This is a genomic window from Sorangium sp. So ce302 (assembly GCF_051530145.1).
Taxonomy (GTDB): domain Bacteria; phylum Myxococcota_A; class Polyangia; order Polyangiales; family Polyangiaceae; genus Sorangium; species Sorangium cellulosum_B.
Genome location: NZ_CP150326.1, coordinates 9,711,604 through 9,727,588 on the forward strand (window position 1 = coordinate 9,711,604; position 15,985 = coordinate 9,727,588).

Below are 15,985 nucleotides of genomic sequence, written 5' to 3' on the forward strand. Positions count from 1 at the left end.
CGGTGAGGCGTCATGAAAAAGAGAGAGCGATCCAGCGACGGCCGTAAAGGCCAACCGGACACGACGTCGACGAACCGCGCGCAGGAGGCGCCCGTTCAGGGCGCTGAGGCGCGCGCTGCGCGCCAGGGCGGCGGGTCCGGCGACGGGAAGGGCCGCGAACCCGGCGGGCAGCCCCTGTTGCCCGCGCTCACCCTGCCGAAGGGCGGAGGTGCCATCCGCGGCATCGGCGAGAGATTCTCGGTCAACGCGGCGACGGGCACCTCGTCGCTCGCCGTTCCGCTCCCCGCGTCGCCCGGGCGGGGCGGGTTCGGCCCCCAGCTCGAGCTCGCGTACGACAGCGGGGGCGGCAATGGCGCCTTCGGCCTCGGATTCGCTCTCTCGGTCGCCAGCATCTCCCGGAAGACCGACAAGGGCCTGCCGCGCTACCTGGACGACATCGATTCTGACGACTATATCCTCTCGGGCGCCGAGGATCTGGTCCCCACGCTCAGCCAGACCGGCGCGCCTGAGCTCGATCGCGGTACCCATGTCGCGCGCACCTACAGGCCGCGGGTGGAAGGCCTCTTTGCGCGCGTCGAGCGCTGGATCCGAAAGGACGACGGCGACGTGCATTGGCGTGTGACCACCAAGGACAATACAACCCACGTCTATGGCCAGACGCCCGAGACGCGCATCACGGACCCCAGAGGCCCGGAGGTGGGCCGCGATGCGCGCATCTTCAGGTGGCTGCTCGAAGAGAGCCACGACGATACGGGCAACATCCTTCGTTACGAGTACAAGGCCGAGGATGGCGACGGCGTCGACCCTTCGGACTTGAGCGAGAAGAGCCGCTTCGAGCGCCAGGGAGGGGACTTTGTCTTTCTTGCCACTGCCCAGCGTTACCTGAAGCGTGTCCGATACTGCAATGCGGTCCCGTTCGTCGCGAGCGACTTCATGATGGAGATGGTGTTCGACTACGGCGAGCACGCGCCCGCCGAGACGACCACCACCGCCGTACCCACACCGGCGGACTCCGGACCGGGGTCCGCGCCCTGGACGGTCCGCCAGGACCCGTTCTCGAGCCACAGGGCCACGTTCGAGGTGCGCACGTACCGGCTTTGCCGCCGCGTGCTCATGTTTCACTGCTTCCCCGCCAATGGCACGCCGGTGCTCGTCAGGTCGACGGACTTCGAGTATGATGCCAACGGAGCGTTCACCTATCTCGTGGGTGTCACGCAGGCGGGTTATCTGTTCGACACGGTCACGAGCACCTGGCAGCGCCAGGTGCTCCCCACGCTGCGCCTCGACTACGTGCGGCCCGTCATCAACGACACGCTGAGCGTGCTCCCGCGCGACAGCCTCGTGGGGATCGAGGGCGGCGTGGACGGAGCGGCCAAGCAGTGGATCGATCTCAACGGCGAGGGCATCCCCGGGGTGCTCATCGACGAAGGGTCGACCTGGTACTACAAGGCGAACCGCGGGCAAGGAAAGCTGGAGGCGCCCCGCACCCTCTCCGCCTTGCCTGCGCCGAGCACGCTCGTGGGGGGCATCCAGCAGCTGGAGGACCTCGGTGGGGATGGCCAGCTCGATCTGGTCGCCTACGGCGCCCCGCTCTCCGGCTACTTCTCGAGCACGCCAGAGGGTGGCTTCGAAGCGCTCCGGACGTTCGAGTCCCTTCCGAACATCGACTGGATGGATCCGAACTTGCGCTTCATCGACCTCGATGGCGACGGCCTCGCGGATCTGCTGATCACCGAGGACCACGCGTTCGTCTGGTACCGCTCGAAGGCGAAGCAGGGCTTTGGCGAAGCCCAGCGCGTCTTCTATACGGACGACGACGAGCGCGGGCCGGCGGTCGTGTTCGCGGATCCGGAGCAGAGCATCCAGCTCGCCGACATGAGCGGCGACGGGCTCGTCGACATCGTCCGCGTGCGCAACGGCGAGGTGTGCTACTGGCCCAACCTCGGCTATGGGCGCTTCGGCAAGAAGGTCACGCTGGAGAATGGCCCCGTCTTCGCGGCCATGGACGAGTTCGACGCGCGGCGCGTCCGCTTCGGCGACGTCGACGGCTCCGGCACCAGCGACATCTTGTATCTGGGGAGTGATAGCGTCGCCCTCTACCTGAACGAGTCCGGCAATCGCCTCGCTGCGCCGGTGCCCATTCGCTCGCTGCCGCCGGTGGACAGTGTTGCACGGCTTGGCATCGTCGATCTGCTCGGCCAGGGTACCGCGTGCCTGGTCTGGTCGTCCCCTCTCCCCACCGCGCGTTCCATCTTCTACGTAGATCTGATGGCGGGCGCGAAGCCGCACCTGCTCCGCTCGGTCGTCAACAACCTCGGCGTGGAGACGACGGTCAGCTACGCGCCGTCGACGAAGTTTTACCTCGAGGACAAGGCCGCCGGCATCCAATGGCTCACGCGCCTCCCCTTCCCCGTGCACGTGGTCGATCATGTCGAGCGGGTCGACGCAATCTCGAAGAGCCGGTTCGTGACGACGTATCGCTATCGGCATGGGTTCTTCGACGGCGTGGAGCGCGAGTTTCGTGGGTTCGCCCGCGTCGAGCAGCGCGACGCGGAGGAGTTCACGGTTGGAGCCTCGGGGACCGAGCTCTTCCAGGCGCCGGCACGTACGGTGAGCTGGTATCACACGGGCGCCTGGCTCGAGAAAGAGCGGCTCGAACGGGAGCTGGCGGAGGAGTACTTCCAGAAGGGGCCGGCCGCCCTGCTCTTGAAGGACACCGTGCTCCCGCAGGGCATGTCCATTCAGGACGAGCGCGAGGCGGCGCGAGCGCTGCGCGGGCGCCTGCTGCGTCAAGAGGTCTATGCTCTGGACGGCACAGACAAGGAGAACATCCCGTATGTCACGACCGAGCAGAGCTTCAGCGTCAGGCGCATCAAGACGAGCGAAGGCACGCGGCACGGCGTCTTCATGGTGCATGAGCGAGAGCGTGTCCTCATTCACAGCGAGCGTAAGGCCGACGATCCGCGCGTCGTCCACGAGCTCGTGATTGACGTCGACGATTTCGGTAACATCGAGCGCAGGGTGTCGCTCGCGTATGCACGCGCCACGGGAGAGCCGGAGCAGCGGCGCGCGTGGGCGACGGTATCGGAGGCCGATTTCATCAACAAGCCAGCGGAAGACACGTGGTACAGGGTTGGCCTGCGATGCGAAGAGCGGCACTTCGAGCTCACCGGGCTCACGCTGCCGGCGGCTGGACAGGGCTTGCTGGCTCGCTCCGCGCTGCACGATGACCAGGGGACGGGCGTCCTCGATATGCTCGATCCGGAGGACGATTTGCCCTACGAGGGCGAGTCGACCGGCCTTGCACCCCAGCGCCGCCTGATCCAGCGAACGCAGCAGGTCTTTTACAAGGACGACCTTACCGGGCCTTTGCCGCTCGGTGAGGTCGAATCCCTGGCGCTTCCGTACAAGCGTTACGAGCTCGCGCTGACACCGGGGCTCGTGAGCGAGATCGTCCAGGATTCAGGGCAGTTCAGCGCGACGGCGTTCGACCCTGCGGTGTTGTTGTCCGAGGGGCGCTATGTCCAGCGCGACGGGGGGTACTGGACGGCCAGCGGCCACCTCGTCTTCGATCCCGCGCGCTTCTACCTCCCCGTTGAAGCGGTCGACCCGTTCGGCGAGCACTCCTTCGTCACCTACGACGACTTTGCGCTGCTCATCGAGACCACGACGGATCCGCTGAACAATCAGGTCCAGGCCGAGAACGACTACCGCGTCCTTGCCCCATGGCACGTCACCGACCCGAACCTCAACCGCTCCGCCGTCGCCTTCGACGCGCTCGGCGAGGTCGTCCGTAGCGCCGTGATGGGCAAAGTCAGCGCGAACGAGGGCGATACGCTCGACAACCCGACGTCGCGCATCGAATACGACATTCTTCGCTGGCAGGTCGAGCAGAAGCCGACCTTCGTGCACACGTTCACGCGCGAGGTGCACCATGCCGACAGCCCAACCACGCCGTTTCGAGAGAGCCTCGCCTACTGCGACGGCTTCGGTCGCGTGGTGATGCAGAAGGTTCAGGCCGAGCCCGGCGACGCGCCGCTCCGCGACGGCCAAGGTGTCCTCGTGCGCGACGGGAATGGCGCGCTCGTCATCGGGCCCGTGACGGCCCGCTGGGTCGGGACGGGCCGCACCGTCTTCAACAACAAGGGCAATCCGGTCAAGCAGTTCGAGCCGTTCTTCAGCTCCACCGCGGAATACGAGGGCGAGTCGGACCTGGTGGAATGGGGCGTCACTCCTATCGTGCACTACGACCCGCTCGATCGCGTCATCCGCACGGAGTTTCCCGACGGAGCCGAATCCCGCGCGGAGTTCGATGCCTGGCTCACACGGACGTTCGATCAGAACGACGCCGTCATCGGCACGCCCTGGCTGGCCGAACGGCAGTCGGGCTCGGCGAGCGCTGCAGAGCAGCGGGCCGCGACGCTCGCGCTCGAGCACGCGGACACGCCGTCGGCCACGTACCTCGACGCGCTCGGACGTGCCTTCTGGACCGTGATCCCCAACAGGATCCACGGGGTGAATGCCCCCTCCCACGAGACGCGCAGGAAGCTCGATGTGCAAGGCCATGTGCTCCGTGTGATCGACGCGCGCGGCGTCGAGGCGGTTACCGAGCAGTTCGACGTCCTTGGGCGGCGTTTTTCCACGGCGAGCCCGGACGGTGGAGCTCACCTGGACGTCGTTGATATCGGCAACAAGGCGGTGCGCAGTTATAACGGCAGGAGGCAGAATCGCCGTCACACCTACGATACCCTACAACGCCTGACACGCACGTGGTTGTTCCTCGACGGCGAGCCCGAGCGCCTCGTCAGGCGCGTGGTCTATGGCGAAGCGCATCCGGAAGCACTGCAACGCAACCTTCGCGGGCGGGCGTTCCAGGTGTATGATGGTGCGGGTGTGGTGACCAGCCAGGCGTACGACTTCAAGGGCAACTTGCTGCAGGCGTCGCGCCGGCTGCGCAGCGAGGTGCATGCTGGCGCCGACTGGTCGGTGCTCTCGGCGCTCACGGACGTGTCGGCCATCGCCGCCGCGGCCGCCCCGCTGCTCGAGGCCGAGAGCTTCGAGATGCAGACGGAGTACGACGCGCTGAACCGGCCGACGAGCCAGATCGCGCCGGATGCGAGCGAGATCAAGCCCACGTACAACGAGGCGGGCCTGCTCGAACGCATCGAGGTGTGGATTCCGGGCGCGGCGGCATGGACGACGTTCGTTGACAACATCGACTACGACGCGAAGGGCCAGCGAGAGCGGATCGACTACGGCAACGGCACGTCCACGGAATACACGTACGATCCGCTGACCTCCCGGCTCGCGCGCCTCCGGACGACGCGCAGCTCGGACGGCGCCGTTCTCCAGAACCTGACGTACACGTACGACCCCGTCGGGAACATCGTCGAGATCAAGGACAGCGCGCAGCAGACGGTGTTCTTCAACAACGCCGTGGTGTCACCGAACGCTCAGTACGCCTACGACGCGGTCTATCGCCTGATCGAGGCGACGGGACGAGAGCACGCGGGCGGGCTCGCCGACGTGCAGCGCGACCAGAACGACCTGCCGATCCAGGCGCTGCCCCACCCGAACGACCCGCAGGCGCTCAGGAACTATACCGAGCAGTACTTTTACGACGCCGTCGGCAACATCCAGCGAGTGGAGCATCTGGCCGGCGCGGGGACCTGGATCCGGCGGTATTCCTACGAGATGACGAGCAACCGGCTCGTGAGCACGTTCGGGGATCCTGAGGACGAGCCGTCGAGCCCGATGTATGCCCATGATGCCCACGGCAACATGACGGCCATGCCCCACATCCAAGCGCTCACGTGGGATGAGAACGACCAGCTGCGAAGCACCGATCTCGACGGCGGCGGAGTCGTGTATTACGCCTACGACGCCGCCGGGCAGCGCGTTCGCAAGGTCTGGGAGCACAGCGGGCTCGTCGAGGAGCGCATCTACATCGGCGGCTACGAGGTCTACCGCAAGCGCGACGCGACGGGGCTCGTGCTCGAGCGACAGACGCTGCACGTGATGGATAGCGCGCGGCGGGTGGCCATGGTCGAGACCAAGACGGTCGACACCACGGGGCCGTTCACGGTGACGCCGCGGGTGCGCTACCAGCTCGACAACCACCTCGGATCGGCGTCGCTGGAGGTGGACGGGGCAGGGCTCGTGATCGGCTACGAGGAGTACCACCCGTACGGGACGACAGCTTACTGGTCGGCGGCGTCAGGCATCGAAGTATCGCAGCGGCGGTATCGGTACACGGGGAAGGAGAAAGACGAGGAAACGGGGCTCTACTACCATGGGGCGCGGTACTACGCGCCTTGGCTCGGGAGGTGGACGAGCGCAGATCCGGCGGGGATGGTGGATGGTCCAGGATTGTATAACTATGTAATGGGGAATCCGGTTCGGCTACATGATCCGAGCGGGAACGAAGGTGAAGAGTTTGGCACCTGGGAACAGGCCAAGCTGCTTGCCTGGGCCATGTACGCGTCGACCCCCGGGATCCGAAAAGCCGAAAAGGCTGTCAAAGAGAGCCTGATCGGCACGAGCACGGCGGTCACGGAGGCGATCGATTCCGTGGTCCACATCGATCCCATCGCCATCGCGCAGAGCTTCTATAGCGATGTAAAGGAGGAGGGCTTCTACCACGCGACCAGGGAGAGAAACCCCGCGGTGGTGATGCAACGCCATCTCCAGCAGGCAGAGAAGCTCGAGCAGGCGGGGGACAGTCAGGGCGCTACCACGGAGCGGGCCAGGGCGCTCCTGCCGTTCGCTATGGTTCTGCGGGCAGCCGCAGGTGGCGGAGCCATCACCCCCGGCCTCCGGCTCACCGCCCCGGGCGCGGCCGTAGCGGTCGCGGAGGTAGGCGGCGGCGCGGTCGGGGTCGCACCCACCGGGGCTGCGCTGCTGGCCTTGACGACCGGCAGCGGGGGGAAGGGCGGCGACGGCAAGAAACCTCCCGAGCCCCCGAAGGCAGAGCCGGCGCGTCAGCCCGAGGCAGGCTCGACAGGAGCGAAGGGAGGCACGGCGGCAGCGGGCGAAGGTACCGTTACGCTGACGGGGACCGTCCTAAAGGAAAAATCTCATCGAGTCTCTGGTCAGCCGCAAGGCTCCGCCCAACTGAACTCAGCACGTATCAAGGGTGAGAGAATCGGCAGCAGCATCACGCTGGAGAGTGGGAGGGTCGCCGAGGCCGTGCGACGGGTCAACGCGCGCGGCCTCCCGAAGGATGAGGCCATCGTTGCGATCCGGGCTGCACTCGAATCCGTACCTGAGCAATATATGGGCACGCGTGTGGTACCGTACGGCAATCATACCATACTTACCCCGGTCGCGATGGAAGGCCCTGGTGTAAAGGTGCTTGTGGTGGCACCAAACGGCGTGATAAGAGCGGCGCTGACTGACTTGACGATGAACGGATCGACGTACCTGTTTAAAGGCCTCAAATACATCGACTGATGTCATGGAACCTCGGAGCGGAGTAGTCATGAATCCTATCAACGCGCTTCAGCTTTATCTCATGTCACGTATGCGGAACAAGGAGGGTGTCGCAGGAGGCCTGAAGCGTTTAGGCGTCGATAGGGCGGCGTTCGATGCGGCCAAGGAGATGCTGGCGCGCGCACGCCTGGATCATGAAGACCCAGACATGGCGGACGAGTGCAGTGCCGACTTGTATCGTCGGTTCCTTGGAGCGCCGCAGCGCGTCGAGCCGGCTCCGAGAAGCCACGCGCCGAACGCCATGACGATGTTCTACTCTCTCCCCGTGTGGCCAAATCTGGAGCTGGAGCTCAGGATGAGCAACGAGCACACCCTCCGTGGGATCCGCTTCGTTCGCGCGGGTGAGCCCAAGGCGCGCCGGCTTCGGCTCGAGGAGGTTAACCCCTGGAGGGTGGTGGAGGACGATATCCCATGCAATTGCAGCGAGGCGGTCGTGGTCGATGGGTTTGGAACATGGACCGACTACTGCTGCACCCTGCTCGAGCCCGGGAGCCCAGAGTATCTCTGGGCCTTTGACTACGGTCTCCTGCAGAAGGTAATTCCCTGGAAGGACCTGAACATCGACAAGAAGGAAGCCGCCTACCCTACCCTGGAGAGCATCCTCGGGAAGCCATAGACGCCGCGGTAGGGCAAGTCCATCTCTGTGGTGGCGGTCACCTGTCCGCGGAGCGACGTCCTCCACGGCACGGAAGATCCTTCCAAGCCCGGTCCCGAAGCCGGGCCTCTTTGGAAGCAGTACGGTGGAGAAGGGGGCGCTGCGGCCTGCGACGCATGCAAGTGATGGCAGGATGGCGCTCTCCCTTCGTTCGATCCCATCCCGGCTCGGAGGGCTCATCCCCTGCCTCGTCATGCTCGACGCCCGAGCGCCGGGCGCTGCACGAGCGGCTCCTCACTCAGGCCATGGCCGAGGGGGCTGAGCGCCGGATGCTCAAGACCAGCGGCGGAAGGCGGCGGTACAGCGTGACAATTGACAAGCGTTTGCCCGAATTCGAGGACATGCTAAAATACGCGCCATGGCCGCGCCTCAGCCAACGGTGACACCACGGCGCATCTTCGTGATGGGCGACCCGCAGGCGCCGATGGCCAAGGTGATGGCCGTGCTCGCGTCGCACGCGTTGCTCGGCGCGGACGGCCGGCTGGCCGACGACGTTTTGCTCGTGTCGATCGGCGATCACTTCGACTATGACCTCGATGATCCGGTGGGCGCGGGCGCGGAGGGGTTCCGCACGCTGCGCTGGCTGGCCAGCCACGATCCCGCGCAGGTGCGGCTCCTGTTCGGCAACCATGACGCGGCGCGGGTCATGGAGCTCGCCGGCCTCGACGACGTGCGGTTCGCTGCGGCGCGCGCGCTCGGGCGCTCGATCAAGGAGACCAGGCGGCGTGAAGGCGCCGAGGCCACCGCCCGGCGCCAACGCGACGAGTTTGCAGCGCAGTTTCCCGATGTGGCGACCCCGGGGCTCGCGGCGCGCGATTACGCGTCGTTCAGCGAGTCCCAGCGCGAGCTCGTCATCGAGCTGCTGCTCTGCGGCCGCTTTCATCTCGCGCTCTCAGGCGTGCTGCCCGACGGCCGCGCGGTGTTGCTGACCCACGCGGGCGTGACCACGCGCGAGCTCGCGATACTGGGCATGCCGGACGAGCGCGACCCGCATCGGCTGGCGGCGGCCCTCGAGCGACAGTTGCGCGCCGCGATCGACGCGCGGCGCACGGAATGGCAGAGCGGCGCGCGCACGCCACTTTCGCTCGAGCCTCTCCACATCGCAGGCGCCGCGGGCAACGAGGGTGGCGGCCTCCTCTACCATCGACCTGCGTGCGTCGATCGCGTGGGTGGCGATCCGGCATGGGAGCTCGATCCGGCACGGCCGCGGCGCTTCGAGCCGCGTTCGCTCCCGCGCGGCCTGCGGCAGGTCGCCGGTCACACCGGTCACAGGAAGTGCAAGGCGGAGCTCGGTCACGACTGGCTCACGGCGGCAGCGCACCGGAAGGAGATCGGAGGGATCCGCACGCTGCGCGTCGACGGCGACGTCGTCACATACGACCTCGGGATCCTGGACGATCGACCCGGAGCGACCGACCTCTACCTGATCGATGGGGAGATGCGGTTTACCGCGGCCGCCGATTACGCTTTGCTCCCGCTCGCCGAGCTGATCGTCCCCGCGTGAAGCCCGATGCGCGTGTTTAAGTGGTGGTCGACTTTGCCCGAGAGAGATCACAGGGAGACGGGGAGACAGGGAGATTTACTGGAATTTTTCTCCCTGCCTCCCCGCCTCCCTGTCCAGATTTGACCAGTACCCCGCGCCCCGCGGCGCTCCGGACGAAGTGACCGCCGGCTGGGCGCGCAGCGAGCGCGCCAATCCACCCACATCGCCGCCCGCGCCCTCACTGGAGAACTCACGCGCTCACCCGCGACCACGGATTGCCACCCTCGCATCAAATCGTGCAGAACGCCGGCCGAGCTCGCTCAATCGACCGAGCACAAGAGCTCATCCACCAACTCACGTGGTCTCACTGGGGTGGTGTTTTCATGTCCATTCAGGATCCCTCGCGATCCATGCCAGTCGCGCAAACATCATATCGGATTGGATCATGGGCCGTCCTCACGTGATTGTTTCACCCAGAGAGGCGCGCCGCCCGTGTCAAGCCGGTAGCACGACTGTGGCCGCGGATTTGCTCTGACGGCAAAGGCACTCGCGAGGGTGCGTGGACGGCGGCACGGCGCGGCGATCGCGAGCGATCGTCGCGCGGGTCCGTGAGCGGATTGGCCGTCAAGTTACATCAGCAGCGGAGAGGCTGGCGGCGCTTGCGGCCTCTCCTTGGCAGCGCTCCGTCGCGCCGCGCCCTGGCTCCTGAGGGGGATGGTGCGGCGCTCTCCGACATCGGGGGAGATGGGCGCATCGGACCGAGCCAGGAAAGGAAGATCCAATGAAGCGCTTCAAGTCACACCTCACCACGGCTGCCCTCACCGCAGCATGCGCGTTCGCGCCCGGCTGCCTGATCCTCGACGCCGGTGACGAGGGCGCGGGGCCGGCCCCGACCGCCTCGGGGACGCTGACTGTCGCCGTCGCCAATGGCGAGGCGCGGTACATGCTGGAGCGGGAAGATGGGGTGTTCGTGCGCCTCGACCTGGGCTCGATGACGGATACGGCGCCGGGCGCCGAGCCGTCGATCGACTGGCGCACGGCGAGCGGCTCCCCCGTGGACGTGTTCGGCACCGAGACCGGCGACGGCACGATCATGGTCGCCACGATGCGGCCTGCCGAGGGGATCGGCGAGCTGACGAACGCGCTCGTCACGACCGGGACCAAGCGCGTCCTGGTGCTGCGCGTGCAGTTCGACGGCGGCCAGACGCTGGGCACGGAGCAGGACGTGCGCAACACCATGGCCGGCGCGGCGACCCACCTGGCGGGCTCGTCGTTCGGCAAGATGCAGCTCGAGTACGACGTCGCCGGCCCGTTCAACATCAGCTTCGGCAAGTGCGACGACTACAACCGATGGCAGAACGAGGCCAGGACCGCGGCGAGGAACGCCGGCTTCGATCTGAACGCGTACCAGCACTACATGATCATGGGGAAGATGGATTGCGGGTACGCCGGCATGGGCGCGCAGCCCGGCAACGCCACCTGGATCGCCGGCCTCTGGCCCGAGGTCGTCGTGCACGAGCTCGGCCACAACTTCGGCCTGTGGCACGCCTCCTCGCGGACGTGCCGCAACGCCGGGGCGACGGTGACGATGAGCAACGACTGCACCTTCGACGAGTACGGTGATCCGTTCGACCCGATGGGCAACGGCGGGAAGCAGCACTTCAACGCCAACTACAAGGTGAACCTCGGGTGGATCCCGTCGTCGCAGGCCCAGACGGTCACCGCCGACGGGACGTATACGCTCGCCCCGATGACCGAGGCGAGCACCGGGACCCAGCTCCTCCGCGTCAAGGGCCCGAACGACGTCATGTACCAGATCGAGTTCCGCCAGCCGGCGGCGACGAACGTCGTCGACTCGCGCAACCTCTCCACGAAGGGCGTGCTCATCCATGCGTTCTTCACGCAGTCGCGAGAGAGCGGCCGGGCGCACCTGCTCGACATGATCCCTGGCGGGAACTTCAGGGACTCGCCGCTCGCCGTCGGCGCTTCTCATCAGCTCTTCGGGACGAACGCGACGCTGAAGCTCCTCTCCGTGTCGGCCACGGGCGCGCAGGTCCAGATCTCCGGCCTGGGCGGCGGCACGACCGACCCCGGAGGCGGCACCGGCGGCGGCGATCCGGGCGGCGGCACCGGCGGCACCACCGGCCAGAGCCTGGCGGCCCTCCATTCCGGCAAATGCATGAGCGTCAACGCGGCGAGCCTGGACAACGGCGCCACCGTCGTCCAGCGGCCGTGCACCGGGGCGGGCGACCAGCAATGGCAAGTCGAGATCCTCAGCGGCACCACGGCGACCGTGAAGAACGTGAACAGCGGAAAGTGCCTCGACGTGCAGGGGGCCAGCCGGAACAACGGGGCGAACATCACGCAGGCGGACTGCAACAGCGGCAGGAACAGCCAGAAGTGGGATCTCATCGATCGCGGCAACGGCGCCGTCTCGCTGCGCTCGGTCAACAGCGCAAAGTGCGTGGACGTCTACAGCGCCAGCACCGCCGACGGCGCCAGGATCGCCCAGTACACGTGCAACAACGGGACGAACCAGCAGTTCCGGCGGCAGTAGCGAACCTCGCATCGATGAACCGCGTCGCTCTCGGGCTCGCCGCCGCCGCGGCGGGCCTCGCCCTCTCCGCCGCCACGCCCGCGCGCGCCAACGGCCGATACCCAACCGCCGGCCAGATCCTCGTCGATCCCGCCGATCCCGAGCACATCGTCGTCCGCGCGACCTACGGCGTCCTCACCACCCATGACGGCGGCGAGCGCTGGTCGTGGATCTGTGAAGCGGCCATCGGCTACAGCGGCTTCGAGGACCCGATGCTCGTCGTCACCGCCGACGGCTCGATCCTCGCCGGGCTCTTCGACGGGCTCAGCGCGACGCACGACCGCGGCTGCGACTGGCACATCGCCGAGGGCGCGCTCGCCCAGCGCAACATCGTCGATCTGTCGATCGATCGCGCGGATCCCGCGAGCGTCCTCCTGCTCGGCTCCAGCGTCATGGCCAGCGACGCGATCTTGACGCAGGTCTGGGAATCGAAGGACGACGGACGGACCTGGACTCAGGCCGGGGTCGACTTCCCGAGCACGTTCCTCGGCGTGACCCTGGACAGCGCGCCCAGCGATCCGCGGCGCATCTACGTGAGCGGGCGCCGCAACGGCCCCACGTTCGAGGGGATCGTGCGGCGCTCGGACGATCGCGGCGCGACGTGGGAGGAGTTCGACGTCCCTGGCAGCGACGATCGCAACCTGCCGTACCTCGGCGCCGTGGACCCGAAAGACCCTGACGTGGTGTACGTGCGCCGCGACGGCGACGGCGCGGACTGTAGATGGCCTCGGAGATCCGCAGGAATCTGGCCACGAGGATCCGCGGAATCGTGACCCTCACGTCCGCAGAAAAGTGACCGTGGCGCCCGCGGAAATCTGACCCCCGGGCGCCGCGGAAATCGCACCCGGCGTCGCCCGGGTCAGCGCCTCTTCGCTGCCGCCGGGGCAGGCGGCGCGGCGGCCTCTGCCGTCGGCTTGGAGCGCGCCTCGCTCATGGCCAACGACTCCTTCTGCCGCCACGAGTCAGCATCGATGTCGAGGATGTGGCAGTGCTGGACGAAGCGGTCGATCAGCGCCGAGACGCACGCCGCGCCCGGAAAGACCGTGCTCCACTGCTTGAATGGCAGGTTCGTCGTCAGCACGAGCGATCGGCTCTCGTGCCTGCGGCTGATGAGGTTGTAGAGCAGATCGGCGGACTGACGGCTGCACGGCAGGTAGCCGATTTCGTCCAGGATCAGCAGCGACGGGGCAGTGTACTTTCGCAGCCGTCGCTCGAGGGCCGGCAGCGACTCCTGCTTGAGCAGATCCGCGAGCGCGGCCGACAGCGTCGTAAAGCGCACGGTGTAGCCGCGCTGGAGGGCGACCATGCCGAGGTTTTGGGCGAGCATGGTCTTGCCGACGCCGCTCGGACCTCGGAGCAGGACGTTGTGCCCCTTGGCGACGAAGTCGAGGGTCATCAGCTCCTCGACGAGCTCACGCTGGATCGTGCGCGGGTGGTTCCAGTCGAAGCGCTCGAGGGGCTTGAAGGTGCCGAGGGTCGCCGCCTTGGCGCGCGCGGCGAGGTTGCGCTCGGCGCGCTCGCGGCGGGCGATGGCGGCGAGCTCCTCGAACGTCTGCACCGGCGACAAGCGCGCCGTGGTCGCATGCGCGATGAGCGCGAGCAGCGCCTCGCGCGACACGCGTACGCCGAGGGAGTGAATCAGATCTGCGACGTCATCGTTGGGCATCGTAGGACTCCAGGTCGTGGGGAATCACGTCGCGATCGGGGACGTGGGCTCCGAGATCGATGTCGATGGGGACAGGGCCCTCGGCGGCGCGGCGACGCTCCTCGCAGAGCACGGCGAGGGCACCGGGATCGTGGGTGCCGCGGGCGATGGCCTCGCGCGCCGCAGCGCCGAGGATCTCGACGCCGTACAGGTCCAGAAGGCGCAGGGCCTTGGCGGTCATGAAGCCGACGTTGCGACCGGCCTCCACCCAGCGCTCTTGCAGGATCTCGAAGCCGGGGATCGCGGCACCGAGCCGCTCGCGCCCCTTGGCCTCGCGCGCGGCGCGCTTGTGGTCGAGCAGCTCGGCACGGTGCTCGGGCGCCTCGATGACCTGGCGTCGTCCCCAGCAGCGCACGTGCCGCGCAACCTCGGTGCCGCCGTCCAACAGCTGCACGGTCGTGTCACTGGCCACGAGCGTCAGCGTCTTGCCGTGGTGGAGCGACGGCGCCGAGTAGCGGTTTCCGTCGAAGTGGACGAAGGCGGTCTTGTCGACGGGCACGGGCTGGACGAGATCCGTCTCCGGCAGCGGGTCGGGCAACGCGAGCAGCCTCGTCCTCTCCTCCGCGAGCACCTGGTCGATGCGCCGCTCAGGCCATCGGGGGTGCGAGCGCACGTTGGCAATCTCGTCGAGGAAGACGAGCAGCTCGGCGTTGCCGCGATCGAGATCACGCATCGTGCGCGCGGCGAAGAAGCGGTCGCGCAGGAAGCGAATCGCCCGCTCGACCTTGCCCTTGTGCTGCGGTTTCCGCACGGCGCAGAGCCGCGGCGCGACGCGGAGCTGACCGGCGACCGCGAGCAGGTCCGGGTGGAAGCGCACGGCGTCGCCGTGGCGCTCGAGGACGACGGTCTTGGGGTTGTCGAACAGCCATTGTCTCGTAGCGCCGCCGAAGTAGCGGCACGCGCGCACGAGCGAGCGGCGGAGCGAGCTCGCGGACAGGTCGAGCACGAGCTCGCCCCAGATCGCGCGCGAGTACGACAGGACCATGACGAAGGCCCAGAGCTGGCGCGTGCCGCCCGCGACGCGCAGCTTGCCGACGTAGGCCCAGTCGATCTGGGCCTGCTCGGCGATGAGCGGCTCGACGCGGAGGAACGCCTCGCTCTTGGGCGCCGGGCGCACGAGCCGGACATGCCGTCGCACCGTGCGCATACTGCCCTCGTAGCCGCGCTCGACCAGCATGTCGTACAGGCGCGTGGCGCGGAGCCGGGGATACTGTGTCAGCGTCTCGATCACGAAGGCCTCGTAGCCGCGCAGCGGCAAAGGCACCTCGCTCACCGCGGCATCCGCGTCGCGAACGACGGGCCGCGAGCGCGCCCCCTTGCCGAGGCCGAGCACGCGCTCGACGGTGTCGTGGTGCAGACCGAGCTGCGTCGCGATGGTGCCGACCTTCCAGTGCTCGGCGAAGTGTAGGCGGCGAACCTCCGCCTCCTTGGCCTGGTCGATCGTCATCGACCGAGGCTCCTGCGAAGGCGATGCTCGCCACGGAAGTTACCGAGTCCCGGCAGGCGTTGCCCGCGGCGGGGCGGGGCGTCCATGAAGAGAGGCTCGACGATGTAGTGCAGCGTCGCGCGCGCGACGCCGAGGCCGTCGCACAAACCCAGCGCGAACAAGATGTCCTCGGACTCCGCAGAAACGACAGCACGGACCCTCTGGTCGTGCCAGAGCGCCATCGATTCGCACAGCATCGGCCCGGCGAACCGATGCGCCGGTGTGGCCACCGACCGCAGCCGGGCCTTCATCACCTCGTCGGGCCCCTGCGTCAGCAGCACCCGCGTCTCCCGCGCTGTCGCGGAGATCGTCATCACGAGTTCGTCCATTCCTTGACTCCCGCGGGCCGGCGGCGGCCACGTCGTCTGTCGACGTCGGCGCGCCGGTCCGCGGGCACACGCTGGCGGATGCGGGCAAGTTGTCGGAACCCGTATCCATCACGCGCCGGCCCCGTCGGACGCGGTAGGCACGCTGGTGATCCCGGTGATCGAGCCGCCCCTCAGCGGAGCGCTGGTGACGCAGCCGAGCCGCGCGCAGAGCCCGCTGGCGAGCCGCGGCGCGGCAGCCGC

General features: G+C 67.6%; 8 protein-coding genes. 5 read left to right on the forward strand and 3 right to left on the reverse strand.

Annotated features, from left to right (window positions below; translation table 11 throughout):
• Positions 1–12: 12 nt before the first annotated feature.
• The 5 genes from WME73_RS36820 to WME73_RS36840 all read left to right on the forward strand — a co-directional run bounded on the left by WME73_RS36820 (position 13) and on the right by WME73_RS36840 (position 12,998).
• Positions 13–7,452, forward strand: a complete 7,440-nt coding sequence (locus WME73_RS36820; RefSeq protein WP_437912584.1) for a SpvB/TcaC N-terminal domain-containing protein — start codon at positions 13–15, stop codon at positions 7,450–7,452.
• A 28-nt stretch (positions 7,453–7,480) separates the two neighbouring features.
• On the forward strand, positions 7,481–8,107 hold the full coding sequence (locus WME73_RS36825; RefSeq protein WP_437912585.1) for a hypothetical protein: 627 nt from the start codon (positions 7,481–7,483) through the stop codon (positions 8,105–8,107).
• 397 nt (positions 8,108–8,504) lie between these two features.
• Positions 8,505–9,650 carry a metallophosphoesterase gene (locus WME73_RS36830; RefSeq protein ID WP_437912586.1) on the forward strand — a complete coding sequence of 382 codons (1,146 nt, stop codon included), beginning with the start codon at positions 8,505–8,507 and terminating at the stop codon, positions 9,648–9,650.
• A 760-nt stretch (positions 9,651–10,410) separates the two neighbouring features.
• The gene (locus WME73_RS36835; RefSeq protein ID WP_437912587.1) at positions 10,411–12,186 is read left to right on the forward strand and encodes an RICIN domain-containing protein; all 1,776 of its coding nucleotides are present in this window, start codon (positions 10,411–10,413) and stop codon (positions 12,184–12,186) included.
• A gap of 14 nt (positions 12,187–12,200) precedes the next feature.
• Positions 12,201–12,998 (forward strand): hypothetical protein, encoded by a 798-nt coding sequence (locus WME73_RS36840; RefSeq protein WP_437912588.1) that lies wholly within the window; start codon positions 12,201–12,203, stop codon positions 12,996–12,998.
• An 86-nt stretch (positions 12,999–13,084) separates the two neighbouring features.
• Here the strand turns inward: WME73_RS36840 and istB are convergent, their stop codons facing one another.
• The 3 genes from istB to WME73_RS36855 are packed head-to-tail and all read right to left on the reverse strand — an operon-like array spanning position 13,085 to position 15,745.
• Positions 13,085–13,891, reverse strand: coding sequence for an IS21-like element helper ATPase IstB (istB, locus tag WME73_RS36845; protein ID WP_437741864.1), 807 nt, complete (start codon positions 13,889–13,891; stop codon positions 13,085–13,087).
• Positions 13,878–15,377, reverse strand: coding sequence for an IS21 family transposase (gene istA / locus WME73_RS36850; protein WP_437741865.1), 1,500 nt, complete (start codon positions 15,375–15,377; stop codon positions 13,878–13,880). The genes istB and istA overlap by 14 nt, the downstream gene beginning before the upstream one ends.
• A complete protein-coding gene (locus WME73_RS36855) occupies positions 15,374–15,745 on the reverse strand; it encodes a hypothetical protein (RefSeq protein WP_437741866.1) in 372 nt (123 codons plus the stop codon). The genes istA and WME73_RS36855 overlap by 4 nt, the downstream gene beginning before the upstream one ends.
• Positions 15,746–15,985: the final 240 nt, after the last annotated feature.